This is a genomic window from Streptomyces sp. NPDC028331 (assembly GCF_055565775.1).
The window spans coordinates 265714-290519 of the sequence record NZ_JBVHTR010000004.1 but is presented as its reverse complement, the minus strand read 5'-3'; the positions used below and the strand labels follow the sequence as shown (position 1 = coordinate 290519).

19 protein-coding genes are annotated in these 24806 nt (G+C 70.9%); 8 read left to right on the top strand and 11 right to left on the bottom strand.

Annotated elements, in window-relative coordinates; all coding sequences use genetic code 11:
* Positions 1-110 precede the first annotated feature (110 nt).
* The 7 genes from ACZ4SW_RS07315 to ACZ4SW_RS07285 all read left to right on the top strand — a co-directional run bounded on the left by ACZ4SW_RS07315 (position 111) and on the right by ACZ4SW_RS07285 (position 12412).
* Positions 111-1115 carry a carbohydrate ABC transporter permease gene (locus tag ACZ4SW_RS07315; RefSeq protein WP_468239064.1) on the top strand — a complete coding sequence of 335 codons (1005 nt, stop codon included), beginning with the start codon at positions 111-113 and terminating at the stop codon, positions 1113-1115.
* Between the two features lie 13 nt (positions 1116-1128).
* Positions 1129-2040 (top strand): sugar ABC transporter permease, encoded by a 912-nt coding sequence (locus ACZ4SW_RS07310; RefSeq protein WP_468239062.1) that lies wholly within the window; start codon positions 1129-1131, stop codon positions 2038-2040.
* A 176-nt stretch (positions 2041-2216) separates the two neighbouring features.
* Positions 2217-3896, top strand: coding sequence for a glycoside hydrolase family 13 protein (locus ACZ4SW_RS07305; RefSeq protein WP_468239060.1), 1680 nt, complete (start codon positions 2217-2219; stop codon positions 3894-3896).
* Positions 3897-4065: 169 nt separating this feature from the next.
* Positions 4066-4719 carry a maleylpyruvate isomerase N-terminal domain-containing protein gene (locus ACZ4SW_RS07300; protein ID WP_468239057.1) on the top strand — a complete coding sequence of 218 codons (654 nt, stop codon included), beginning with the start codon at positions 4066-4068 and terminating at the stop codon, positions 4717-4719.
* Between the two features lie 303 nt (positions 4720-5022).
* Entirely contained in the window at positions 5023-6405 is a 1383-nt protein-coding gene (locus tag ACZ4SW_RS07295) for an alpha-amylase (RefSeq protein ID WP_468239055.1), read from the top strand.
* A 214-nt stretch (positions 6406-6619) separates the two neighbouring features.
* Positions 6620-12019 carry a pullulanase-type alpha-1,6-glucosidase gene (gene pulA, locus ACZ4SW_RS07290; RefSeq protein WP_468239053.1) on the top strand — a complete coding sequence of 1800 codons (5400 nt, stop codon included), beginning with the start codon at positions 6620-6622 and terminating at the stop codon, positions 12017-12019.
* Positions 12020-12052: 33 nt separating this feature from the next.
* On the top strand, positions 12053-12412 hold the full coding sequence (locus tag ACZ4SW_RS07285; protein ID WP_468239051.1) for a 5-carboxymethyl-2-hydroxymuconate Delta-isomerase: 360 nt from the start codon (positions 12053-12055) through the stop codon (positions 12410-12412).
* A 27-nt stretch (positions 12413-12439) separates the two neighbouring features.
* Here ACZ4SW_RS07285 and ACZ4SW_RS07280 read toward each other — a convergent pair whose 3' ends face one another.
* The 3 genes from ACZ4SW_RS07280 to ACZ4SW_RS07270 all read right to left on the bottom strand — a co-directional run bounded on the left by ACZ4SW_RS07280 (position 12440) and on the right by ACZ4SW_RS07270 (position 15861).
* Complete coding sequence (locus ACZ4SW_RS07280) at positions 12440-13129, bottom strand: TetR/AcrR family transcriptional regulator (protein WP_468239049.1); 690 nt, start codon at positions 13127-13129, stop codon at positions 12440-12442.
* A 140-nt stretch (positions 13130-13269) separates the two neighbouring features.
* On the bottom strand, positions 13270-15186 hold the full coding sequence (locus tag ACZ4SW_RS07275) for a hypothetical protein (RefSeq protein ID WP_468239046.1): 1917 nt from the start codon (positions 15184-15186) through the stop codon (positions 13270-13272).
* Positions 15187-15357: 171 nt separating this feature from the next.
* The gene (locus ACZ4SW_RS07270; protein WP_468239044.1) at positions 15358-15861 is read right to left on the bottom strand and encodes a tetratricopeptide repeat protein; all 504 of its coding nucleotides are present in this window, start codon (positions 15859-15861) and stop codon (positions 15358-15360) included.
* A gap of 142 nt (positions 15862-16003) precedes the next feature.
* Here ACZ4SW_RS07270 and ACZ4SW_RS07265 point away from each other — a divergent pair, with 142 nt between their 5' ends.
* Positions 16004-16429: a hypothetical protein gene (locus tag ACZ4SW_RS07265; protein ID WP_468239041.1), complete on the top strand. Its 426-nt coding sequence runs from the start codon at positions 16004-16006 to the stop codon at positions 16427-16429.
* Positions 16430-16547: 118 nt separating this feature from the next.
* Here the strand turns inward: ACZ4SW_RS07265 and ACZ4SW_RS07260 are convergent, their stop codons facing one another.
* From ACZ4SW_RS07260 to ACZ4SW_RS07225, 8 genes are all read right to left on the bottom strand, one after another.
* A complete protein-coding gene (locus ACZ4SW_RS07260; RefSeq protein WP_468239039.1) occupies positions 16548-18101 on the bottom strand; it encodes a DUF1996 domain-containing protein in 1554 nt (517 codons plus the stop codon).
* A 219-nt stretch (positions 18102-18320) separates the two neighbouring features.
* Complete coding sequence (locus ACZ4SW_RS07255) at positions 18321-18974, bottom strand: LuxR C-terminal-related transcriptional regulator (protein WP_468239037.1); 654 nt, start codon at positions 18972-18974, stop codon at positions 18321-18323.
* A complete protein-coding gene (locus tag ACZ4SW_RS07250; RefSeq protein ID WP_468239034.1) occupies positions 18959-20230 on the bottom strand; it encodes a sensor histidine kinase in 1272 nt (423 codons plus the stop codon). Before ACZ4SW_RS07250 ends, ACZ4SW_RS07255 begins: the two co-directional genes overlap by 16 nt.
* A gap of 52 nt (positions 20231-20282) precedes the next feature.
* On the bottom strand, positions 20283-21299 hold the full coding sequence (locus tag ACZ4SW_RS07245) for an NAD-dependent epimerase/dehydratase family protein (RefSeq protein ID WP_468239032.1): 1017 nt from the start codon (positions 21297-21299) through the stop codon (positions 20283-20285).
* A gap of 64 nt (positions 21300-21363) precedes the next feature.
* On the bottom strand, positions 21364-21948 hold the full coding sequence (locus ACZ4SW_RS07240; RefSeq protein ID WP_468239030.1) for a winged helix-turn-helix domain-containing protein: 585 nt from the start codon (positions 21946-21948) through the stop codon (positions 21364-21366).
* 114 nt (positions 21949-22062) lie between these two features.
* The gene (locus ACZ4SW_RS07235; RefSeq protein WP_103843624.1) at positions 22063-22185 is read right to left on the bottom strand and encodes a hypothetical protein; all 123 of its coding nucleotides are present in this window, start codon (positions 22183-22185) and stop codon (positions 22063-22065) included.
* Between the two features lie 258 nt (positions 22186-22443).
* The gene (gene glnII, locus ACZ4SW_RS07230; RefSeq protein WP_468239027.1) at positions 22444-23472 is read right to left on the bottom strand and encodes a glutamine synthetase; all 1029 of its coding nucleotides are present in this window, start codon (positions 23470-23472) and stop codon (positions 22444-22446) included.
* Between the two features lie 584 nt (positions 23473-24056).
* Complete coding sequence (locus tag ACZ4SW_RS07225) at positions 24057-24764, bottom strand: RlpA-like double-psi beta-barrel domain-containing protein (RefSeq protein WP_468239025.1); 708 nt, start codon at positions 24762-24764, stop codon at positions 24057-24059.
* Positions 24765-24806: the final 42 nt, after the last annotated feature.

The window sequence follows — 24806 nt, the reverse complement described above, 5'->3', positions numbered from 1 at the left end:
AGTGGCCGCCGGATCCTCCTGATGGACCTGGGGGGAAGGATCCGGCGGCCACCGGCCTGCGCCCGGCCCCACCCCCTGATCTCCCCTGATCTCCCCGAAGGTGTCGCACCATGACTGTCGCCATCGACCGCGCGACCGGCAAGCGCCGCGGTGACCGCGCGCCCCGGCCCGGCCTGGGCCGGCGCATCCGAAACGCCTACCAGAAGCACTGGTACGCCTACGCGATGATCGCCCCGGTCGCGGTCGTGCTCGGCGCGCTCGTGTTCTATCCGCTGGTGTACGGCTTCTACCTCACGCTGACCGACGCCAACAGCCTCAACAGCGCCCGCACGATCGGCGTCAACCACATCGACGCCACGTACAGGTTCATCGGGCTCGGCAACTACAAGGACGTCCTGTTCGGTCCGCTGTCCTACGACCGCTTCTGGTCGCACTTCATCTGGACGGTCGTGTGGACGGCCGTCTGCGTCACCCTGCACTACACCATCGGCCTCGGCCTCGCGCTGCTGCTCAACCAGAAGTTCCGCGGGCGCACCCTCTACCGGGTCGTCCTGGTCCTGCCCTGGGCCGTGCCCACCTTCGTCACCGTCTTCGGCTGGCGCTTCATGCTCGCCGACGGCGGCATCATCAACAACGCCCTGCACGCCCTGCATCTACCGCAACCGCAGTGGCTGGAGGACACCTTCTGGCAGCGGTTCGCCGCGATCATGGTCAACACCTGGTGCGGTGTGCCGTTCATGATGCTCTCGCTGCTCGGCGGCCTGCAGGCCATCGACACCTCGCTCTACGAGGCCGCCGAGATGGACGGCGCGAGCGCCTGGCAGCGCTTCCGGCACGTCACCCTGCCGGGCCTGAGGTCCGTCAGCTCCACCGTCGTCCTGCTCGGCATCATCTGGACCTTCAACCAGTTCGCCATCATCTTCCTGCTGTTCGGCAACACCGCCCCGGACGCCCAGATCCTCGTCACCTGGGCCTACCAACTCGGCTTCGGCCAGCAGCCGCGTGACTTCGCGCAGTCCGCCACCTACGGCATCCTGCTGCTGGCCATCCTGATCGTCTTCACCTCGTTCTACCGCCGCTGGCTGAACCGCAACGAGCAGCAGCTCGCGATCTGAGGCAGGAGTTCCCATGAGCACGACCACTGTCGAGACCTCCTCCGCGGTGACCGGGCGGCCCGTCGCGGACGCGCCGCGGCGCAGGGTGCGCCGGCGCGGCGAGCACGGCCCGCTCGCGAGCCTCGCCTCCCACACCGCGCTGATCGTCGCGAGCCTGATCGCCTTCTTCCCGGTCGGCTGGCTGATCTTCCTGTCCCTCGGCCCGGACAAGGACGACTATCTGCACCCCGGTCAGATCTGGCACACGATGACGCTGGACAACTACTCGTTCGTCCTACGGCACACCAGCTTCTTCGACTGGCTCAAGAGCACGCTCATCGTGGTGGGCGGCACCACGGTCATCGGCGTGCTGATCGCCGCCACCACCGGCTACGCGGTCTCCCGCATGCGCTTCCCCGGCTACCGGAAGTTCATGTGGCTGCTGCTGCTCACGCAGATGTTCCCGATCGCCGTCCTGATCGTGCCGATGTACCAGATCATGTCGGACCTGGGACTCATCGACACCTACCTCGGCCTCGTCCTGATCAACAGCACGACGATCGTCCCCTACTGCGCCTGGCTGCTGAAGGGGTACTTCGACACGATCCCCTTCGAGATCGACGAGGCGGGCCGGGTCGACGGACTCACCCCGTTCGGCACCTTCGTACGGCTGATCCTGCCGCTCGCCAAGCCCGGTCTCGCGGTCGCCGCCTTCTACGCCTTCCTCACCGCGTTCGGCGAGGTCGCCTTCGCCTCGACGTTCATGCTGAGCGACACCAACTACACCTTCGCCGTCGGCCTGCAGAGCTTCGTCAGCGAACACGACGCCCAGCGCAACCTGATGGCCGCCACCGCGGTCCTGATCGCGATACCCGTTTCCGCGTTCTTCTACCTGGTACAGAAGAACCTGGTGACCGGCCTCACCGCGGGCGGCACCAAGGGCTGAGCGCCCGTCCTTCCCGGCTCCCGCGCGGCGTGCCGCGCGGGTGGCGGCCGCGGTCGGCCCCCCCAGCCCATCGAGCACGGGGGGATCCCAAAGCCCCGCTGTCACCGCGGCCGCCTCCTCACCTGCCCGCCGTACCCATGCCCATGACCCCAAGAACTCCGTTACTCAAGGACGCCATGAGCCAGCACTCCGCCGACCCGGCCCCGAACACCGCCCTCGCCACCGTCGCCTCCCACCGCGACTGGTGGCGGGACGCGGTGATCTACCAGGTCTATCCGCGCAGCTTCGCCGACAGCAACGGCGACGGCATGGGGGACCTGGAGGGCGTACGTTCCCGACTCCCGTATCTGCGCGACCTCGGCGTGGACGCCGTGTGGCTCAGCCCCTTCTACGCCTCGCCGCAGGCCGACGCCGGCTACGACGTCGCGGACTACCGTGCCGTCGACCCCATGTTCGGCAGCCTGCTGGACGCTGACGCACTGATCCGCGACGCCCACGGGCTGGGGCTGCGCATCATCGTCGACCTGGTGCCGAACCACTCCTCCGACCAGCACGAGTGGTTCAAGCGGGCACTCGCGGAAGGCCCCGGCTCCCCGCTGCGGGAGCGCTACCACTTCCGCCCCGGCAAGGGCGAGAACGGTGAACTCCCGCCCAACGACTGGGAGTCCATCTTCGGCGGCCCGGCGTGGACGCGGGTCACCGAACCGGACGGCACCCCCGGCGAGTGGTACCTGCACCTGTTCGCCCCCGAACAGCCCGACTTCAACTGGAACCACCCGGCGGTCGGGGACGAGTTCCGCTCGATCCTCCGCTTCTGGCTGGACATGGGCGTGGACGGCTTCCGCATCGACGTCGCCCACGGCCTGGTGAAGGCGGACGGCCTGCCCGACCTGGGCGCCCACGACCAGCTCAAGCTGCTGGGCAACGATGTCATGCCGTTCTTCGACCAGGACGGCGTGCACGAGATCTACCGCGAGTGGCGCAAGATCCTCGACGAGTACACCGGCGACCGGATCTTCGTGGCGGAGGCCTGGACCCCGACGATCGAGCGCACCGCGAACTACGTCCGCCCGGACGAGCTGCACCAGGCCTTCAACTTCCAGTACCTCAGCACCCACTGGGACGCGGCCGAACTGCGCGCCGTCATCGACCGCACCCTCGACGCGATGCGCCCGGTCCACGCGCCCGCCACCTGGGTCCTGTCCAACCACGACGTCACCCGCCACGCCACCCGCTTCGCCCACGACGCGGCCCTCGGCACCCAGATCCGCGAGGCGGGCGACCGTGAACTGGGCCTGCGCCGGGCCCGCGCGGCGACCCTGCTGATGCTGGCCCTGCCCGGATCGGCGTACGTCTACCAGGGTGAGGAACTGGGCCTCCCGGACGTCGTGGACCTCCCCGACGAGGTCCGCCAGGATCCCGCCTACTTCCGCGGCGCCGGCCAGGACGGCTTCCGCGACGGCTGCCGGGTCCCGATCCCGTGGACGCGTACGGGCACCTCCTACGGCTTCGGCAGCGGGGGGAGCTGGCTGCCGCAGCCGGCCGACTGGGGTGAGCTGAGCGTGGAGGCCCAGCAGGACGTCCCCGGCTCCACCCTGGAGCTGTACCGCACCGCGCTCGCCGTCCGCCGCGCCCACCCCGACCTGGGCGCGGGCGACGCGGTGGAGTGGCTGAAGGCTCCCGAGGGCGTCCTGGCCTTCCGCCGGGGCGACTTCGTCTGCGTGGCGAACACCACGGGCGAGGCGGTCACGATCCCTGCCTACGGGCGTGTCCTGGTCGCCAGCGCGGAGGTGACGGTCGCGGACGCGGAGGCGAAACTGCCGTCGGACACGACGGTGTGGTGGACCACGTCCTGACGGCGCGCCACCTGCATCGCGGGGCCCGCCGTCCGTGCTGACGGCGGGCCCCGCGATGTGCGGACCGGGAAACCGGCGACCGCTCTCTTCCGACAGGCCGACCGCGTGAGGTGGTCGAGGTTCTGCCGGTCGCTTGTCCACTGTTCCGGGCGGGCCTTACCGTGTCGCAGTGGATCTGTTCGCACGTTCCTGGGCGGCGTTGCGCACGGCGGTCGCGGAGCTACCCGACGAGGACTTCGAGCAGCCGTCCGGCTGTGCCGGCTGGCTCGTGCGGGACCTGGTGTGCCACCTGCTCATCGGTGCCCAGGACGTCCTGATCACCCTGGTGACGCCTGCTGAGAGCGAACCGACCGTGGACGCGGTCACCTACTGGAAATTCGTCGAACCCCCGACCGGCGAGGACCCCCTCGATGCGCTGGTCCCCCGGCTGGCCGCCGCATACGGCGAACCGCGGTGGCTCAAGTTCCACTTCGACGACGTCGGCTCCGCCGCGGGCCGCGCGGCCGAACTGGCCGATCCGGCCGCCCGCGTCAGCACGCGCGGCGAGGTGCTGACCGTCGGCGCATACCTCGGCGCGTACGTGCTCGAATGGACCCTGCACCACCTCGACCTGATCGCGTATCTGCCGTCGGCCGTGGAGCCGCCTGCAGAGACTCTGGCGGCGGCACGCGTGATGCTGGAGAAGATCGCCGCAACCCCGCTTCCCGCCTCGCTCTCGGACAAGGACGCGCTGCTGATCGGCACCGGACGGCGCACGCCGACCGACGCGGAGAAGACCGCGCTGGGCGACTTCGCCGCCAAGCTCCCGCTCGTCATCGGCTGAGCGGGCCGTGCTCGCCGGCTCGCCGTAAGCTCTTTCGCCCGTTTTCAAGGACCCCGTCGTCCGCCGTGGACGGTGGACCCCGGCGTCCTCCCGGGGCGTTCGCGCAGGCCCGACCGGGCGCAATCCGGCCCTATTTCGCGTATGTGACAGGAACATGTCCGCAGGGTTGACCGCAGAGGGCGGGGCTCGTACCTTCTGCTCCACTGCAAGTAGTTGAAAACTTGCAGCAATTCCCTTCAGGGCATCTCAGTGCCTCTCACCGGCTCCCCTCAACAGATCCTTCAACGGAGAAGGAACCCCCACATGCCCAGCAGAACGCTCTCCGGCGCCTTCGCCCTCGTGGCGGCGGCGTCGCTCGCACTCACCGTCCCCGCCGGGACCGCCCACGCCTCCCCGCCCGGCACGAAGGACGTCACCGCCGTCCTCTTCGAGTGGAACTTCGCCTCGGTCGCCAAGGAGTGCACCAACACCCTGGGCCCGGCCGGCTACGGCTACGTCCAGGTCTCCCCGCCGGCCGAGCACATACAGGGCTCCCAGTGGTGGACGTCCTACCAGCCGGTCAGCTACAGGATCGCGGGTCGTCTCGGTGATCGCACGGCCTTCCGGAACATGGTCGACACCTGCCACGCGGCAGGCGTGAAGGTCGTCGTGGACACCGTCATCAACCACATGTCGGCCGGCAGCGGCACCGGCACGGGCGGCTCGTCCTACACGAAGTACGACTATCCCGGCCTGTACTCGTACGCCGACTTCGACGACTGCACCGCCCAGGTCACCAACTACCAGGACCGCTGGAACGTCCAGCACTGCGAGCTGGTGGGCCTGGCCGACCTGGACACCGGCGAGGAACACGTCCGCAGCACGATCGCGGGCTACATGAACGACCTGCTCGGCCTGGGTGTCGACGGCTTCCGGATCGACGCCGCCAAGCACATCCCGGCGGACGACCTGGCCAACATCAAGTCGAGGCTGACCAATCCGTCCGCGTACTGGAAGCAGGAGGTCATCTACGGCGCGGGCGAGGCGGTCCAGCCCGGCGAGTACACCGGCAACGGCGACGTCCAGGAATTCCGGTACGCCTACGACCTGAAGCGGGTCTTCAACAACGAGAAGCTCGCGTACCTGAGCAACTTCGGTGAGCCCTGGGGCTATCTGAGCAGCTCGGTCGCCGGGGTCTTCGTGGACAACCACGACACCGAGCGCAACGGCTCCACCCTCAACTACAAGGACGGCGCCAACTACACCCTGGCGAACGTCTTCATGCTCGCCTGGCCGTACGGCGCACCCGACATCAACTCCGGTTACGAGTGGTCGGACGCGGACGCCGGCCCGCCGAACGGGGGGCAGGTCAACGCCTGCTGGCAGGACGGCTGGAAGTGCCAGCACGCGTGGCCGGAGATCAAGTCGATGGTCGCCTTCCGCAACGCCACACGCGGCCAGGCCGTCACCAAGTGGTGGGACGACGGCAACAACCTCATCGCGTTCGGCCGCGGCAGCAAGGGCTATGTGGTCATCAACCACGAGAGCACGACGGCCGACCGCTGGTTCGAGACGTCGCTGCCGCCCGGCACCTACTGTGACGTGCAGGGCGACAGAACCGTCACGGTGAACAGCAGCGGCTGGTTCCAGGCGTCGGTCGCCCCCAACACGGCGCTCGCCGTCTACGCGGGCAAGTCGAGCTGCTGAGACCGGACTTCCCCGACGGGCCCACCGTCCGCCGTGCGCAGGGCGGCGGGCCCCTGCTCATGCAATTTCTTTCCGATGGTTTCAAGCCTCTTGCTGTAATCCTTTCGTCGGCGATACGGTCGCGCGGGCGCCCGGCAGCAGTTGCCCGATGTCGCGGCGAGGGGCCGGACCCTGTGGATCCAATCGAGCCGTAATCGCAAGGAGTTCAGTGCCTGTGATACCGAGATGGCCGGCGCCCGGGACGCGCCGCACCCCGTACCGGAGAAGAGTCGCGGCCGTCGTCGTCGCCGCGCTCGCCGCCGCCTTCCTCCCACCCCTCGCCGCGCTCGCCAACACCCCGCCCGCGCCCCCCTCCGACGCGAAGCTCGCCGCACAGCCCGCCCGGCACGGCGACACCCGCGAGCAGTTCTACTTCGTCATGCCGGATCGTTTCGCCAACGGGGACCACTCCAACGACCGCGGCGGGCTGACCGGTTCACGCCTGGCCACCGGCTACGACCCCACCGACAAGGGCTTCTACCAGGGCGGCGACCTCAAGGGCCTGACCGACCGGCTCGACTACATCAAGGGGCTCGGCACCACCGCCATCTGGATGGCGCCGATCTTCAAGAACCAGCCCGTTCAGGGCACGGGAGCGAACGCCTCCGCCGGGTACCACGGCTACTGGATCACCGACTTCACCCAGGTCGACCCGCACTTCGGCACCAATGAGGACCTGAGGACCCTCATCACCAAGGCGCACGCCAAGGGCATGAAGGTGTTCTTCGACGTCATCACCAACCACACCGCCGACGTCGTGAACTACCGGGAGAAGGCGTCGGGCTACCTCTCCAAGGGCGCCTTCCCCTACCTGACCAAGGACGGCAGGCCCTTCGACGACGCCGACTACGCCGACGGAACCAAGAGGTTCCCGGCCGTCGACACCGGTTCCTTCCCGTACACCCCGCAGCTCACGAGCGACACCAAGGTCCCGTCCTGGCTCAACGACCCGACGATGTACCACAACCGGGGCGACTCGACGTTCGCCGGCGAGTCCGCGACCTACGGCGACTTCTCCGGTCTGGACGACCTGTGGACCGAGCGGCCCGAGGTCGTGCACGGCATGGAGAAGATCTACGAGCGGTGGGTGAAGGACTTCGCCGTCGACGGCTTCCGGATCGACACCGTCAAGAACGTGAACATGGAGTTCTGGACGCAGTGGGCGACCGCGCTGGACAAGTACGCGGCGGCGCACGGCCGGAAGAACTTCTTCATGTTCGGCGAGACCTACTCCGCCGACACCTCGGTCACGTCCCCGTACGTCACCCAGGGCCGTCTGGACGCCACGCTGGACTTCCCGTTCCAGGACGCGGCCCGCGCCTACGCCTCCCAGGGCGGCAGCGCCCAGAAGCTCGCGAGCGTCTTCGGCGACGACTACAAGTACACGACCGACAAGGCCAACGCCTATGAGCAGGTCACCTTCCTCGGCAACCACGACATGGGCCGCATCGGGTACTTCCTGAAGCAGGACGACCCGAAGGCGACGGACGCCGAGATCCTGAAGAAGGACGAGTTCGCCAACGAGGTGATGTTCCTCAGCCGCGGCAACCCGGTCGTCTACTACGGCGACGAGCAGGGCTTCACCGGCTCCGGCGGCGACAAGGACGCCCGTCAGACGATGTTCGCCTCCAAGGTCCCGGACTACCTGGCCGACGACGAGATCGGCACCGACCGGACCCACGCGAGCGACTCCTACGACACCGGTGCGCCGCTCTACAAGGAGATCGCCGCTCTCTCCAAGCTGCGCAAGGACAACCCCGCGCTCACCGACGGCGTCCAGACCCAGCGCTACGCGGCCGACGGCCCCGGCATCTACGCCTTCTCCCGTACGGGCACGGACGGCACCGAGTACGTGGTCGCCTTCAACAACGCGGACGACGGCAAGTCGGCCACCTTCGCCACCGGGTCCGCGGGCATGACCTTCCGCGGCGTCCACGGCACCGACGCCTCCCTCACCAGCGACGCCGACAGGAACGTCACCGTCACCGTCCCGGCCCGCTCGGCGGTCGTGTTCAAGGCCGCCCGCCCGCTCGCCGCGCCTGCCACCAGGCCCACGATCACGCTGAAGGCCCCGGACGCGGGCGCCACCGGCACCGTCGGCATCCAGGCCGACGTCACCGGCGGGCAGCTCGACCGCGTCGTCTTCGCGGCCCAGACCGGCGACGGCCCCTGGAAGGTCCTGGGCTCCGCCGACCACGCCCCGTACAAGGTCACCCAGACGATCGGCAAGGACGTACCGGCCGGAACCGCCCTGCGCTACAAGGCGGTCGTCGTCGACTCGGCGGGCCGCACCGCGAGCGCCACGGCCGGCAGCACCACCGGCACCCCGCCCGCCCCGCAGGTCCCCACGGCCTCCTCGCGCGACCATGTGGTCGTCCACTACAAGCGCACCGACGGCGACTACGACAACTGGGGCCTGTACGCCTGGGGCGACATCGCCGACGGCGAGGCGACCACCTGGCCGAACAGCCATCCCTTCGTCGGCCGGGACGCGTACGGCGCCTTCGCCTACGTCAAGCTCAAGCCCGGTGCCTCCAGCGTCGGTTTCCTCGTCATCGACAAGGACGGCGACAAGGACGTCTCCGCCGACCGCACCATCGACGTCAGCCGGACCGGTGAGGTCTGGGTCGAGCAGGGCAAGCCGGACGTCCTCACCCAGCGGCCCGGCTATCCGGCCCAGGACACCACCAAGGCCGTCCTCCACTACCACCGCGCCGACGGGAACTACGACGGCTGGGGCATCCACGTCTGGACCGGCGCCGCGCACCCCACCGACTGGTCCAGCCCCCTGAAGCCGGTGCGGACCGACGCGTACGGCGCGGTCTTCGAGGTGCCGCTCGCCGCCGGCGCCACCAGCCTCAGCTACATCGTCCACAAGGGCGACGAGAAGGACCTCCCCGCCGACCAGTCGCTCGACCTCAAGGCGAACGGCTACGAGGTGTGGCTGCTGAACGGGCAGGAGAAGTACCTGCTGCCGCAGCCCGCGGGCAACGCGGCCGCCCTCGACCTGACCACCTCCAAGGCGGTCTGGCTCGACCGGTACACCCTCGCCTGGAACGGCGCCGACGGCGCCGTCTCCACCCAGCTCGTCTACTCCCACGACGGCTCGATCGCCGTCAAGGACGGGACGCTGACGAGCGACGACGAGCGCTGGCTGCGCCTGACGAGGACCACGCTCTCCGACGCCCAGAAGGCGAGGTTCCCGTACCTGAAGGACTACACGGCCTGGTCCGTCGACCCGCGCGACCGCGACCGGGTGCGTGAGGCGCTCGGCGGCCAGATCGTGGCCTCGCAGCGGGCCGCAAACGGCGCGGTCCTGGCGGCGACGGGCGTCCAGATCGCCGGAGTCCTCGACGACCTGTACGACGCGACGAAGGCCGAACTCGGTCCGGTCTTCCACCACGGCCGTCCCACGCTCGCGGTGTGGGCGCCGACGGCCCAGTCGGTGAAGCTGGACCTCGACGGCTCCACCGTCGCCATGCGGCGGAACGACACCACCGGCGTCTGGTCCGTCACCGGCCCGGCCTCCTGGCGCGGCAAGCCCTACCGGTACGTCGTGAAGGTGTGGGCGCCCAGCGTCCGCAAGATCGTCACCAACAAGGTCACCGACCCGTACTCCCTCGCCCTCACCGCCGACTCGAAGCGCAGCCTGGTCGCCGACCTGGACGACAGGTCCCTGGCCCCGAGCGGCTGGTCTGCTTTGAAGAAGCCGAAGGCCGTACCGCTCAGGGACGCACAGATCCAGGAGCTGCACATCCGCGACTTCTCCGTCGCGGACCGCACCGTGCCGGCCGAGGACCGGGGCACCTACCTCGCGTTCACCGACAGGAACAGCGACGGCTCCAAGCACCTGCGGGAGCTGGCCAAGGCAGGTACGTCCTACGTGCACCTGCTGCCCGCCTTCGACTTCGCGACCGTGCCCGAGAAGAAGTCCGAGCAGGCCACCCCCGACTGCGACCTCGCCTCCTACGCCCCCGACTCCGACCGGCAGCAGGCCTGCGTCGCCGCGACCGCCGCCAAGGACGCCTACAACTGGGGCTACGACCCGTACCACTTCACGGTCCCGGAGGGCTCCTACGCCACCGACCCGAACGGCACGGCCCGTACCGTCCAGTTCCGCAAGATGGTCGAGGCGCTCAACGAGGACGGCCTCCGCGTCGTCATGGACGTCGTCTACAACCACACCTCGGCCGCCGGTGAGGCCGACACCTCCGTGCTCGACCAGATCGTGCCCGGCTACTACCAGCGGCTCCTCGCCGACGGGTCGGTGGCCAACTCGACGTGCTGCGCCAACACCGCCCCCGAGAACGCGATGATGGGCAAACTGGTCGTCGACTCGATCGTCACCTGGGCCAAGGAGTACAAGGTCGACGGGTTCCGCTTCGACCTCATGGGCCACCACCCCAAGGCCAACATCCTCGCCGTGCGCAAGGCTCTCGACGCGCTCACGCCCGCCAAGGACGGCGTCGACGGCAAGAAGATCATCCTCTACGGGGAGGGCTGGAACTTCGGCGAGGTCGCGAACAACGCCCGCTTCGTGCAGGCCACCCAGCAGAACATGGCCGGCACCGGCATCGCGACCTTCTCCGACCGCGCCCGCGACGCCGTACGCGGCGGCAGCCCCTTCGACGCCGACCCCGGCCTCCAGGGCTTCGCGTCCGGGCTGTACACCGACCCCAACTCCTCGACGGGCAACGGGACGAAGGCCGAGCAGAAGGCGCGGCTCCTGCACGACCAGGACCTGATCAAGGTCGGGCTGACCGGCAACCTGGCCGGCTACCGCTTCACCGACTCGGAAGGCAAGCAGGTCACCGGCGCCGGGATCGACTACAACGGTGCGCCCGCCGGATACGCGGACGCGCCCGGCGACGCGCTCGCCTACACCGACGCCCACGACAACGAGTCGCTGTTCGACGCCCTCGCCTACAAGCTGCCGACCTCCGTGAACGCGGCCGACCGGGCCCGGATGCAGGTGCTCGCCATGGCCACGGCCACGCTCTCGCAGGGCCCGTCCCTCTCCCAGGCCGGCAGCGACCTGCTGCGCTCCAAGTCCCTGGACCGCAACTCCTACGACAGCGGTGACTGGTTCAACGCCGTCCACTGGGACTGCCGGGACGGCAACGGCTTCGGTCGCGGACTGCCGATGGCGGCCGACAACCAGTCCAAGTGGCCCTACGCACAGCCCCTGCTCACCTCGGTGAAGGTGGGGTGCGAGCAGATCGAGGGCGCCTCGGCCGCCTACCGGGACCTGCTGCGGATCCGGACCACCGAGCCCGTCTTCTCCCTGGCCACCGCCGGCCAAGTGCAGTCGCACCTCTCCTTCCCGCTCTCCGGGAAGGACGAGACACCCGGCGTGATCACGATGGAACTGGGTGACCTGGTCGTCGTCTTCAACGCCACCCCGCAGCAGCAGGAGCAGAAGGTCGACGGCCTGGCGGGCACCCCCTACCGGCTACACCCGGTGCAGGCGAAGGGCGCCGACCCGGTGGTGAAGACCTCCGCCTACGCGGCCGGCTCGGGCACGTTCACCGTCCCGGCGCGGACGGTGGCGGTGTTCCAGCGGGCGGGGCAGTAGGGTCGGGGCCGTTGCCGTAGAACAGGAGTGCCCATGCCGCAGATCACCGTCGACTACTCGCACCCGGTGGAGGACCCCTTCGACCTGGAGGGGTTCGCGCGGGCGCTGCACGAGGCGACCGTCGAGATCGCCGCGGCGAAGCCCGAGGCGTGCAAGACGCTCTTCCGGCACAGCGACACCAGGGCGTTCGGATACGAGGACCCCGAGGCGCACGCGATCGTGCACGTGACCATCGGCCTCCTCGCCGGACGCAGCGAGGAGACGAAGGCCAGGCTCACCGAAGCCGTGCTGGAACTGCTCCGGGAGCATGTGGCACCGGAGGACGGCGTGACGCTGCACGCCTCCGCCGAGGTCCGCGAACTGGACGCGTCCTACCGGAAGTTCGAGCGGTAGAGCCCCGACCAGAATGGGAGTCCGATCTTAGGCACCCAGGGAGACGAGCCGGCCGACCAGGTCCGCGTAGGGGCTGTCGGCCGGCTCATTCTTGATCATCTTCTTCAGCAGCGCCGCCAGGTCCTCGTCGTGGGCGGCGCTGACCGCGGCCAGTGCGGCGAAGTCGTGCACCAGCTTGACCTCCAGCTCGGCGCGCGGGATGCGCCGCCCGTCCAGCCAGATCAGTGCCGTCGCTTCGACGAGCGAGATCCAGGAGCGGACCACCAGCTCCAGACGCGCGGGCGGGTCCTGGACCTCGAGGTGCGCAAGGATCTGGACATACGCGGCCTGCCGCACCGAGTCGACGAGCGCGTTCGTCCGGGAGGAGCCGACAGCGGGTCCGCCGCGCATCAGCGCGGAGAAACCGGGGCCGTGGTCCTCGACGAAGTCGAAGAACCGGTGCATCACACGCAGCAGCCGGGCGCCCAGCGGGCCCTCCCGGGGTTCCACGAACCGACCTGCCAGATCCTCCGAGGCACGCGTCAACGCGGCCTCGTACAGGCTGAGTTTGCCGGGAAAGTAGTGGTAGACCAGCGGCCGCGAGATGCCCGCGGCCGACGCTATCTCGTCGATGGAGACCTCGTCGGGGGAGCGTCGGCTGAACAGTTCGAGCGCGACGCCGATCAACTGCTGCCGCCGCTCCTCGACTCCCAGTCTGCGGCGTACCCCGGTTGCCATGCGAACACCTTACCGATCAGATCCAGCCGCGCAGGGCCCCGGACGGCAGCGGTTGTTCACATGTTAAGCACATATCCCGCACCCGACGGGTCCGGTGCACGGGTCCGGTGCACGGATCCGTGCACCGGACCCGTGCCGTGTCACCGCAACGCGCTGATCGTCCTTCCGTCCTTCAGCGTGCCCTTCAACCGCGCCTTGGCGCCCTGCTTGGCGCGCACGGCCAGCAGACTGCCGTCCGCCGATCCGGACACCCCGCCCGCCGCCTGGACGGACTTCGTGTCCTGGGTCCCGGCGGCCAGCAGATACCAGTCGCCCTTCGCCGACTTCCACAGCACGCCGGCCAGTACGTGCGGATCCTTCGCACCGCACGCCGGCACGTCCTCGGCCTGCGCCGCGATCGCCCCGTCGGCGGCGCCCGGCGTGTGGAACTGCGCCTGCACCCAGCCCCCGTCGCCCCGCCAGGTGTCGGCGCGCGTGCACAGCCAGGCCCCGTCGCCGGAGGCGTCCGGCAGCGTCTGCCGCGCGTACTCCCACGCGTTCACCGACTTCACGCCCTGCGACCGCACCGCCGCCAGCGAACAGGCGAAGGGCGCCCAGGTGTGCAGCGCCGTCGTCCCGGACGCCTCCCGCGGCGCGCCCGGCCGTCCCACGGTCAGGTGCGCCGGCACCAGCTCCCCGAGATCGGTCAGCAACTGCGCGCCCGAACCGCCGGTCAGCTCCAGCACCTTCCACGACGGGCACGAGCCGGACTGCTGCGCCGGGCTCGCCAGCGGCGCGGTGACTCCGCCGGTCAGGCCGAGGTCCGTCGTTCCCGCCGTCGGCCTGCGCAGGTCCCGCTCGGCGGCACCGGTCACCCAGGGGGCCGTAAGAAAGCGGACGTTGGCGTCGGCCCGGTCTAGCACCACCGCGTCCGCCTCGGCTCCGCTCGCCCCGTCGACCCGGGCGAAGTCGAGCGCCGCTCCTTCGGTGCCGTCCTTCGGCTCCGCGTAGCGCACGACGCGCAGACCGTCGTAGAAGAGCACCACCCGAGCGGTGTCGACCTGCCCCGCGTACAGCAGACGCGGCGGTCCCGGCGGGCCGCCCGACGGGGTGCCCGGGGTCGCCGAGACCCGCACGGAGTCACCGGGCCGCGCCCACACGGCGAGCGCACGCCGCAGCAGTGCCCGGTCGCCGGTGAGGTCGCCGCGCGCGGGCCACACGGAGAAGTCGGTGCGCGCCGAGGTCTTCCAGGCGGCGGGCGGCATCGTCGTCACCTGGGCCGGGTCCAGGGCGGCCTGCGCCGCCGGGTTCTGCTCGCCCGAGGGAGCGGCCGCTCCGTCCGGGCCCCAGCCGCCGTCGGGCAGGGCGAGAAGCGCCCCGCACACCGCGACGGCCGCCGCTGCCGCGAGCGCCGCCTTGCCGTGCCGGCGGCGCCGCATCAGGTCGGTGGGCCGGGCCTGGAGGGAGCACGCGTCGAACTCGGGGGAGTCCAGCAGCGCGTCCTGCGCGGGCACACCCGAGGCCTCCCGCACCGCGGCCGCCGGGTCCGCGACGCCCGCCGCCGCGAGCACCTTGGGCACCTCGCCCTCGGGGAGCTTCTCCAGGCCGCGCAGGACGTAGGCGGCGCGGGCCGGCGCGGAGAGCGTCGACAGCCGCTGGTCCAGGGCGAGTTCCTCGGCGCCGCCCGAACGCGGGAAGAGTTTCAGGCCCCAGACCTGCGGCAGCAGCGGCGGCAACTGGGAGCGCTTCGGCCAGGCGGCCCGCCTGAGCGGGACTCCCGCCTCCAGTGCCGTGCGCAGCACCCGCAGCCGGACGAAGGAGTACCCGGGGTCGCCGTCGCGGCCGGTCGCCTGGGCCGGGATCATCGAGGCGGAGGTACGCCCGCGGGGGAGCGCCCGCTGGGCCAGGGCGTGCGCGGTCAGCACCCGCCGGGTGCGGCCGAGGCCCGACGGCAGCACCAGATAGGCGAGCCGGACGAGCCGGGGGTAGTGCTCGACGAGCGCGGCCTCGGCCTGCTCGACGTCGACGACCGGCCCGGAGGCCGGGGTGGGGCGCGGGGCGACATCCTGTGACTGCACGTCCGGCAAACGAGCGGGACGGGTGTTGGTCACCGGGACGCCGGCCCGCCTCGGCGCCACGACGGCACGACGGCAGGACGGTGGTGGGTGGCGGCGGCACGGCCGCGGCCCCCGGTCGGGGGCGCCGGCGTCGTCGACGGCCCCATGGCCGCCCGCCCCGGCCCGGTGGGCTCAGCGGCCGGGCTCGACCAGCAGCCGCGCGTAGTTCGCCATCGACCGCTGGTAGCGCGGCAGATGGGGGGCGAGCGCGCCGAGGACCAGGGCGAGGCCCTCGCGGTCGCGGCCGAGACTCGACAGGCACAGGGCCAGAGTGGCGCGCACCGCGTCGTCCAACTCGTGCGACGGGGCCTCGAGTTCGGGGGTGAGCAGCGCGACGCCCTCCTCGGGCCGTCCGATGTTCCGGAGCGAACTGGCCAGCTGGATCCTGGCCCGCCGGCCGCGGTAGCCGTCGAGGCCGCGCGCCAGCGCCTCCCGGTACAGCGGCACCGCCCGGTCGGAGTGGCCCGTCGAGTCCCAGGCGCAGGCCCGTTCGAACGGCCCGACCGGGCTGTCGTCGGGCAGTTCGGCGACGAGGGCGTCGATCACGGCCCGGAAGTCCGGGGCGCCCTCTTCCGTGTAGTCGTCGAAGCGCGCCCAGGCAGCGGCCAGGCGTTCCTCCCAGTCCGGTGTGCTCATCCATCCCCCTCGTCTCGGGTGCCGACGGCACACTGTCGCACAGATGTGCCGCCATTGAGCACCGGGCGCACCGGAGCCGTACGGAAGGGCAGGGCCCTCGCGGGGGCTCCCAGCGGCATGGCCCGAAGGACCGGAGGAACACATGAGGTGCACGCGCGAGAAGCTGGCGGCCGGTGCGGTCGTCGCCCTGCTGGTGCTGACCGGCTGCGGCGGATCGGGCGGGTCGTCCGGTGCCGCCCAGGACAAGGTCCCGGCGGCCGCGACCGGCAGCCTCGAGGACCTGGCGGCGGACGTGAACTGCAAGCCGAACATCCAGACGGACGCCGACGAGATCCGTCAGGCCATCTGCACCAACGCGGACGGCAAGTTCGTGCTCGCCACCTTCGCCACCGACCGCGGCCAGCGGGAGTGGATCAACGACGCCAAGGACTACGGCGGTTACTACCTCGTGGGCCGCAAGTGGGTCGCCGTCGGCGACGACGGAGTGGTCAAGGCGCTGCGCGGCAAGCTGGGCGGCGATGTGGAGGTGGGCGCCGACCACCACTCCCACGCCGGCCACAGCGGCTGAGCCGGATCCGGGATCTGCCGTCCGGAAGGCAGTCCCTGGCGCACACACCGAAGGCCGGTGGCGGGAGATCCGCCACCGGCCTTCTTCAGTGGGTCACCGGTTCAGTGGTGTCGTCCTGTCACTGGCACCTCTGGCCGGAGTTGATGCAGTTGGCGATCTTGTTCGCCAGGCCGCCGGTCGTGACGCTGATGAAGTCGTCGTGGTCGGTGGCCGCCTTGTGGAGCTGGTCCGGGAAGCCGTCCACCGCGTAGGCGTTCTTCACCTGGCCGTTCTGGATGACCGGCGGGTTGATCTTGTACACGAGGCGCATCGTGAGCTGCGGGATCGCCTTGAAGCCGTTCCCGCAGGCGCCGCTCGCCGGGTCGGCGAAGGCCACGTGCGTGCGGTGGTTGGCGCTGTCGATGTTCTGGCCGTCCCAGCAGCTCTGGAAGGCGAACGTGCGGACCACGTTGCTGCCCTGCGGGCAGATCGGGTACTGCGTCGTCAGCTGGACCTTGTTCTCGAAGCCGGTGCAGCTCCAGTGCGCGTTGGCGTTCGCCAGGCCGTTGGTGGTGGTCTTGGCGTCACCGGTGATGATGCGCAGGAACTGCGGCATCGCGACGACCTTGCTGGTCGGGTTGCCGACGTACTTGATCTCCGCCTGGACGGGGGTCAGGATCTTGCCGACGTTGCCTTCCTTGCCGCCGCCGTCCCTGTTCTGGTCGAAGTCCTGGGTGCCGTCCTGGATACGGACCACCGGCCAGTAGTACGCCGACAGGTCGTTCTTGTTCTGGCAGCTCGTGCCGCCCTGCAGGAACGTCTGGTTGCTGGAGAAGGCGTTGACCTTCTGGTTGCCGACGTAGTCGTGCAGGTGGTGCGCGCCGTTGGCCACGCCGGGCGCCACGATCACGTTGTCGGTGTTGTGGTTCTTGTTGGCGTTCACACCGCAGCGCGTGACGAACTGACCCGTCGAGGCGTTGGGGGTCTTGTTCGGCTTGGCCTGGACGTTCGGTGCGACCTTCGTGATGTCCACGAAGTCGGCCGCCACCGGGCCGTTGCCGGCCTGACCGCCGTTGCCCTGCTGCTGGCCGTTGTTGCCTTGCTGCTGGCCACCGTTCTGCTGGCCGCCCTGCTGCTGGCCACCGTTCTGCTGGCCGCCCTGCTGCTGACCGCCCTGCTGCTGGCCGCCGCCGGTCTGGCCGGCGTTGGTCTGGTTGGTGGACAGCGTCGTGCAGGCGGCGAGCTGGGACAGCGACTGGTTGAAGGCCCCGCCGACCCGCTGGATGTCGATCCTGATCCGGTCGATCGTCGCGGCCCGCTTCTCCTTGAGGGGGCCGACGATCGCGTTCTGCACGAAGCTCGCGTCGTTCGCCTGGGCCTGGCGCGTGGAGGCGAGCCGGGAGTAGGCCTCGGTGATCTGCTTGTCGAGGTTCGCGAGCTCCGCGGCCACGCCGTTGCGCGCCGCGGCCGGCACGTTCGTCAGCTTCTGGCCGACGTCCGGGCAGGAGATCGTCGCCACCTGTGCGGAGGCGGCCTTGGTCTGATTCCCTCCCCAGGCCTGGTTGTTCGTCTCGTGGGCCGAGGCGAAGTAGTTGGCCCAGAGCAACCCGCCCCCACCGAGCGCTAGGGCAGCCGAGGCGGCTATGGCCTTGGTGGCCAGCGGCGTACGGCGTTTTCTCGTGTTGCGTCCCATGGAACTCCTCTGACTTCCTTTCGGGGCGGAGGCGCCCGACAGGGGTGAAGCGGCGTCATCCCATACGCAGGAGGCCGGTGGGGTGTTCAGAGACCAGAGAAAAACTTGGAAGTTCCTGAGGGCAATTCGGGCGCAAGAGGTGCAGAAGCCCTCGTTTCAAAGGGAGTTGAGGCGGGTAGAGGTCATTCTTTTGAATTTCATTCAGCCGGTTCGGCCGATTCAGCGACCGTGATCCAAATAGGCGAGGACGGCCAGAACCCGCCGATTGTCGTCGTCGGAAACCTCGAGGCCCAGCTTGGCGAAGATGTTGGAGGTGTGTTTCGCGATCGCCCGCTCGGTGACCACCAGCCGCTCGGCGATCGCCGCGTTGGAGCGGCCCTGCGCCATCAGCTCCAGCACCTCCAGCTCCCGCGGCGTCAGCCGTCCGAGCGGCCGGTCGTCCGCCGCGCGCCGCGTCAGAAGCTGCTGGATCACCTGCGGGTCCATCGCCGTGCCGCCCGCCGCCACCCGTCGTACGGCGTCCACGAACTGGTCGGCGTCGAACACCCGGTCCTTCAGCAGGTAGCCGATCCCGCCGTCGCCGTCGGCGAGCAGTTCCCGCGCGTACAACTGCTCCACGTGCTGGGAGAGGACCAGCACCGGCAGCCCGGGCCGCTCCCGCCGGGCCTCGAGCGCGCACTGCAGGCCCTCGTCGGTGTGCGTGGGCGGCAGGCGCACGTCGACCACGGCGACGTCCGGCTCCGACTCCGCGAGCGCACGGGCGAGTTCGGGCCCGGACTCGACGGCGGCGGCGATCTCGAAGTCGTAGGCCTCCAGCAGCCGGACCAGTCCGTCTCGCAGCAGGAAGAGGTCTTCGGCTAGGACAACGCGCACGGGATCTCCAGCGTCACCAGGGTGGGGCCGCCCGCGGGGCTGCTGACGGCCAGGACGCCGTCGAATGCGGCGAGCCGGCGCTCGACCCCGGCGAGCCCCGAACCCGCCCCGATCGCGGCGCCGCCCTTGCCGTTGTCGGTGACCGTGATCCGCAGCGTGCCGTCCGCGTGGTGCACGTCGACCCAGACCCGGTCGGCGCCGGAGTGCTTGACGGCGTTGGTGAGCACCTCGCTCACGGCGAAGTACGCGGCCGACTCGACCGGCGCGTCCGCCCGGCCGGGCAGGTCCACACTCACCTCGCCGGGCAGCGGCAGCCGCAGCGCCAGCGCCCGTACGGCGTCGCCCAGGCCGCGCTCGGCCAGCACCGGGGGATGGATCCCCCGGACCAGGTCGCGCAGTTCCTCCAGCGCCTCGGAGGAGTTCCGGCGCGCCTGGGCCAGCAGCTTCCTGGCCTGCTGCGGGTCCTTGTCGAGCAGCATGTCGACGGTGCCGAGGTCCATGCCCATCGCGACCAGCCGGGCCTGCGCCCCGTCGTGCAGGTCGCGTTCGATGCGGCGCAGCTCCGCGGCCGAGGTGTCCACCGCGTCCCGCCGCGTCTCGGTCAGCACCCGGACGCGCTCGGCGAGTTCACCGTGCGGGGCGCCGAGGACGGCCCGGGTGAGCCGGAAGTGCGCGACGAGCAGGCGCGGGGCGTACCGCCAGGCGACGGCGAGGAGCACGGCGCCGAGCGCGGCCGCGCCGAAGGCGGTCGCCTGGCCGGAGACCGGGACGAAGGCGTACCAGTAGGTGCCGCCCCCGACGTACGACCGCCACAGCCCGGCCGGCAGCAGGAGCCCCTCCACCGGGTACAGCAGCACCACGGCCGGCAGCAGCGCGGTGAAGAAGCCCGCCGTCAGGTCCACCGGCAGCCAGAGCACGTCCCGCCAGGTCTGCGGGTCGCGCAGCATCCCGAAGGTGCGCGACCACGGATTGGCGTCCGCGGGGAGCGGCCGGTACGCCGCGCGGATCCGTATCCCGCACCACTCGTCCGCGAGCCTGCGCCGGGTGCCCGCCAGGGCGCGCACGCCGGTCAGCACCCACGGCGTGGTGACGAGCCCGATCCCGAGCGGGACGAACGCGAGGGACAGCAGGGTCAGCACGAGGAACGCCACGCCGAACGGCAGCACCGCCAGGGACAGCACCAGCCCGCGCACGGCGGCCAGGACGACCTTTCGTGCGTGCTCGCGGGCGCCCCCGCGCCTGATCTCAGGATTCATGGCGTCAGTCTGGCCGAGGTCCGGGCGGCGGTCACGGGCCCGAGCCACCCGGTCAGGGGGTGGTGCCAGGTACACCCCCGGCGCCGAGCACCTTCGCCTCCACCGCCGGGTCCAGACCCACCGGGGGCCGGCCGGGCCGCTGCGGCACCGCACCGCCCGACTCCCGCAGCCAGGCCCAGGTGTCGCCCACGGTCTCCGCGACCGGGCGGCACCGCAGCCCGTCCCGTACCGCCCGGGACACGTCGATGCCGTACAGGGCCGCCTCGTAGTCGCTGCCTTCCGGCACCCACACCGGCAGTTGCGTCCACGGCTCGATCCCGGCGTCGAGGACCGTCTCGGGCGCGGTCCACCGCAGCTCCGCCCCGCTCCCGGTGACCCGGACGCACTCGTCCAGCAACGCGCCCATCGTGCTGTGCCCGCGCGGACCCGCCAGGTTGTACGGCCCGCTCAGCTCCCGCTCCACCGCGCCGAGCGTCCACTGCGCGAGGTCCCGCACGTCGACGTACTGCAGCGGCAGTTCGCGCGGTCCGGGCGCCAGGACGGGACCGCCGCGGGCGATCCGGGTCAGCCACCACGGCAGCCGGCCGATGTTCTCGTGCGGCCCGAGGATCAGTCCCGACCGCACGAGCACCGAGCGGTCCGCGCCGAAGGCGGCCAGCGCCGCCAGCTCACCGCCCCGCTTGTCCCGCGCATAGTCGGTGGCCTCCGCGTCCGCCGCGGCGCCCGCCACCAGCGGCGCGCCCTCGTCGTACCCGAAGGGCGGGACCCACGCGTACACCGAGCAACTCGACACGTACACATACCGTCCGGCGCGCCCGGCGAGCAGCCGCGCCGCCTCGTGCACCGCACGCGGCGCCGCCGACCAGGTGTCCACGACGGCGTCCCACTCACCCGCGGCCAGCGCGGCGAGCCCGCCGGGCGCCGTGCGGTCGCCGCGCAACGCCCGGACACCGGGCGGGGACTGGTGCCGCCCCCGGTTGAGGACGGTCACCTCCCAGCCCCGCCCGAGCGCCGCCTCGACGACGGACCGGCCCGCGAACTCCGTACCGCCCAGCACCAGAAGTCTCATACGGACGACTCTGCCCGGACGGCCCACGGGACGGAACCCGGTTCTGCTGACAGAAGATCCCCCGTCAACGGTCCGTCGGCGGTACGTACTTGTAGCCCACGCGCCGCACCGTCTGGATGGTGTCGCGGTGTGCGGCGCCCAGCTTGCGCCGCAGCCGGGCGATGTGGACGTCGACGGTGCGCCCGTCGCCCACGTGGCCGTAGCCCCATACCGTGGTCACGAGCTGGTCGCGGGTGTGCACCCGGTGCGGGTGCGCCACCAGGTGGGCGAGCAGCTCGAACTCCAGGTAGGTCAGGTCGAGCCGCCGTCCGTCCACCTCGGCGGTGCGCCGTCCGGGGTCGACGCGCACGAGCGGGTCCGCGGTCACGGTCCGCTCCGCGTCCGGCTGGTCGGGCACCGCGACGGGCGGGAACGGGGGCTGCTGGTCGGCCGGGACGAGCACCAGGTAGCCGATCATCGGCGGGCGGCCCGGCAGGCTCGGCAGCGCGTGCGGGGGTGCCGGCAGCCAGGTGGCTCCCGGCGGCAGGAAGTCGGCCACGTCGACGGCCTCGTCCCGGTCGACGGCACGCAGACGGTGCCGTGCCGGGCCGTTCGACGGGGTGGCGGTGGTGGTGAGGGCGGCGGTGGACAGAGAACGAGTGGTCGCCATGAGAGGTCAGCTCTTTCGCGCGAGGAGTTCGTCGGGGGGACGTACGTCGTGCGCGCTGGCCGGAGGCCGCAGAGGACGGCTGCGCCGGTGTGTACGGCTGCCGGGTGTACGGCTCTACAGGGCCCGCGCGGTGTCCGCGCGACAACACACCCGGTCGAAGTCGTGGTGCTGACGGGAAGGCCAGAAGGGCTCGAGGTCACGGCGACCCGTCGCGCTGAACTTCTGGAAGCTGGCCATGGGTCCCATTGAAGCAGACACCGCGCCCGGACAGGACCCTTCTCTCATTGCTTGGACACGGAGGTGGCGTGAAGTCGACGTTGCGTGCGCCGCCCGACCATGCCTTCGGGGCAGGTCATGGGCTTGACGGAGATCGCCGCGCCCGAACCGCCGGTCCACATGGCGGACAACCCGGCCGCGGTGAACGCCGCCGGAGGCACGCGCAGGGGGCGCCCACCGTGAGGTGGGCGCCCCCTGCGGAGTCGTACGGTGCGCGGGTCAGACCTGGCCGGCCTTCTCCAGCGCCGTGCAGCAGGTGTCGACGATGAGGCGGGTCACCAGGTACGGGTCGACGTTGGCGTTCGGGCGGCGGTCCTCGATGTAGCCCTTGCCGTCCTTCTCGACCTGCCATGGGATGCGCACCGAGGCACCGCGGTTGGAGACGCCGTAGGAGTACTCGTTCCACGGGGCGGTCTCGTGCAGGCCGGTGAGGCGGTCCTCGACGCCGACGCCGTAGTTCTTGACGTGGTCGAGCGGCTTGGAGCCCTCGCCGAGCGCCTCGCAGGCGGTGATGATGGCGTCGTAGCCCTCGCGCATCGCCTTGGTCGAGAAGTTGGTGTGCGCACCGGCGCCGTTCCAGTCGCCCTTGACCGGCTTCGGGTCCAGGGTCGCGGAGATGCCGAAGTCCTCGGCGGTGCGGTACAGCAGCCAGCGGGCCACCCAGAGCTGGTCGGCGACCTCGAGCGGGGAGAGCGGGCCGACCTGGAACTCCCACTGGCCGGGCATGACCTCGGCGTTGATGCCGGAGATGCCGAGGCCCGCCTTCAGGCAGTTGTCCAGGTGCGCCTCGACGACCTCACGGCCGAAGATCTCGTCGGCGCCGACACCGCAGTAGTAGCCGCCCTGCGGGGCGGGGAAGCCGCCCTCCGGGAAGCCGAGCGGACGCGAGCCGTCGAAGAAGGTGTACTCCTGCTCGATACCGAAGACCGGCTCCTGGGCGGCGAACTTCTCGGCCACCTCGGCCAGCGCGGCACGGGTGTTGGACGGGTGCGGGGTCATGTCCGTGTCGAGGACCTCGCACAGCACCAGGACGTCGTCGCCGCCGCGGATCGGGTCGGGACAGGAGAAGACCGGCTTGAGCACGCAGTCCGAGGAGTGGCCCTCGGCCTGGTTCGTGGAGGACCCGTCGAAGCCCCAGATCGGAAGCTCCTCGCCCTTGGCGTCGTCGGCCAGGATCTTCGTCTTGGAACGGAGCTTGGCGGTCGGCTGGGTGCCGTCGATCCAGATGTACTCAGCCTTGAAGGTCACGGGCCACATCCTTCGGGGAGGTCTCGACTGCGCGGTCGACAGCGCGGTCGCAGGAGTCGTGCGGGTGCGCGGCGCTGCGGCAATGGGGCGCCGGTGATGCCCGGCAGCTTGTCAACAGGCGATTTCCCGGCCATTGCCCTGCTGTGAACCCCGTGTTACCGACACGCTTCCCGGCCGGGAACCACACGGTGATGGGTCCCCCACCGGCGTCCGGCGCCGGCGGCCTCATCGGCGAACCGCGGCTCGGCACGCGCGGGGCCGGCCACCCCCCCGGTGCGGTGGCCGGCCCCACAGCCCCGCTCGACGCGGGGCGGTCGCGGCCCCGGGAGGCGACGGCCGGCCTCCCCACCGGGAACCCGGCCGGGGGCCCGCGCCCGAGCACCGCCGCGCTGCGCTCGGGCGCGCGTGCCGGTCCTGCCGCTCGTGGCCGCGAACGGCAGGACCGCGCACATGGTGTGCCGCCTCCCGGAGTTCACGCCTCCGGGAGTTCACGCCTCCGGGAGTTCACGCCTCCGGGAGTTCACGCCTCCGGAAGTTCACGCCTCCCGGAGTTCACGCCTCCCGGAGTTCCTGAGGCGCAGGTCTCACCCCACCTTCTCGATGAGAGCCCGGCGGATCAGGAACTTGCCGGGCTCGCGGACCTGTTCGAAGGCCGCGTTGTTGAGGAGCACGCAACTGCCCGAGACGGAGGTGACCTTCACCGTCGTGGACTTGTTGTTGTCCAGGTTGGTGACCTTCAGGGTCGTCCCCGCGGGGAACTGGTTGCTGGACGCGGCCGGGGCGCCGCCCTCACCGGAGAGCGTCACCGTGGAGCCCTTGCAGACCTGTTGCCCCGAGGCGGATCCCGCGTTGTCCGCGGGTGCCGAGGTCGCGGGGGCGGTCGTCGCCGGCGCGGTGGTGGCGGCCTGCGAGGCCTGGGGGTCCTGAGCCGACCCCCCGGCCTGCGCGGCGCCGCCGGACTGCGCCGATCCCGAGCCGCCCGCCTGGACGGACTCCCCGACCTGGCAGCCGGACGCCTCCTGCTTCCGCTTGATCTCGGCGACGACCGCCTCGCGGTTGGCGATCCGCGCGGCCGACTGGGCGTCCGGGTTGGCCTTCTGCGCGGCGATGAACGCCTCGTTGTTGCCGAGCGCGGTGGCCAGGCCCTGACAGACCGTGGAGGTCGACGCGGTCTGCACGTTCGCCGCGTTCGAGGTGGCGGCGAGGGCGAAGGCCCCGCTTCCGGCCACGGCGACCGCGGTGACCGCCAGCGCGATCTTCTTCTTGGGACTGAGAGTTCTCCTACGCGACATGCGCGCCTCCTGTCCCCGGCCGCCGTCACCGGCGACCGGACG

Bases quoted from the DNA above. Each gene is read 5' to 3' on its own strand.
- ACZ4SW_RS07265 (WP_468239041.1), top strand. From the start codon at position 16,004: ATGAGGTGCACGCGCGAGAAGCTGGCGGCCGGTGCGGTCGTCGCCCTG.
- ACZ4SW_RS07270 (WP_468239044.1), bottom strand. From the start codon at position 15,861: ATGAGCACACCGGACTGGGAGGAACGCCTGGCCGCTGCCTGGGCGCGC.
- ACZ4SW_RS07285 (WP_468239051.1), top strand. From the start codon at position 12,053: ATGCCGCAGATCACCGTCGACTACTCGCACCCGGTGGAGGACCCCTTC.
- ACZ4SW_RS07260 (WP_468239039.1), bottom strand. From the start codon at position 18,101: ATGGGACGCAACACGAGAAAACGCCGTACGCCGCTGGCCACCAAGGCC.
- ACZ4SW_RS07225 (WP_468239025.1), bottom strand. From the start codon at position 24,764: ATGTCGCGTAGGAGAACTCTCAGTCCCAAGAAGAAGATCGCGCTGGCG.
- ACZ4SW_RS07305 (WP_468239060.1), top strand. From the start codon at position 2,217: ATGAGCCAGCACTCCGCCGACCCGGCCCCGAACACCGCCCTCGCCACC.
- ACZ4SW_RS07240 (WP_468239030.1), bottom strand. From the start codon at position 21,948: ATGGCGACCACTCGTTCTCTGTCCACCGCCGCCCTCACCACCACCGCC.
- ACZ4SW_RS07295 (WP_468239055.1), top strand. From the start codon at position 5,023: ATGCCCAGCAGAACGCTCTCCGGCGCCTTCGCCCTCGTGGCGGCGGCG.
- ACZ4SW_RS07250 (WP_468239034.1), bottom strand. From the start codon at position 20,230: ATGAATCCTGAGATCAGGCGCGGGGGCGCCCGCGAGCACGCACGAAAG.
- ACZ4SW_RS07245 (WP_468239032.1), bottom strand. From the start codon at position 21,299: ATGAGACTTCTGGTGCTGGGCGGTACGGAGTTCGCGGGCCGGTCCGTC.
- ACZ4SW_RS07235 (WP_103843624.1), bottom strand. From the start codon at position 22,185: ATGGCCAGCTTCCAGAAGTTCAGCGCGACGGGTCGCCGTGACCTCGAG.
- ACZ4SW_RS07310 (WP_468239062.1), top strand. From the start codon at position 1,129: ATGAGCACGACCACTGTCGAGACCTCCTCCGCGGTGACCGGGCGGCCC.
- ACZ4SW_RS07315 (WP_468239064.1), top strand. From the start codon at position 111: ATGACTGTCGCCATCGACCGCGCGACCGGCAAGCGCCGCGGTGACCGC.
- ACZ4SW_RS07280 (WP_468239049.1), bottom strand. From the start codon at position 13,129: ATGGCAACCGGGGTACGCCGCAGACTGGGAGTCGAGGAGCGGCGGCAG.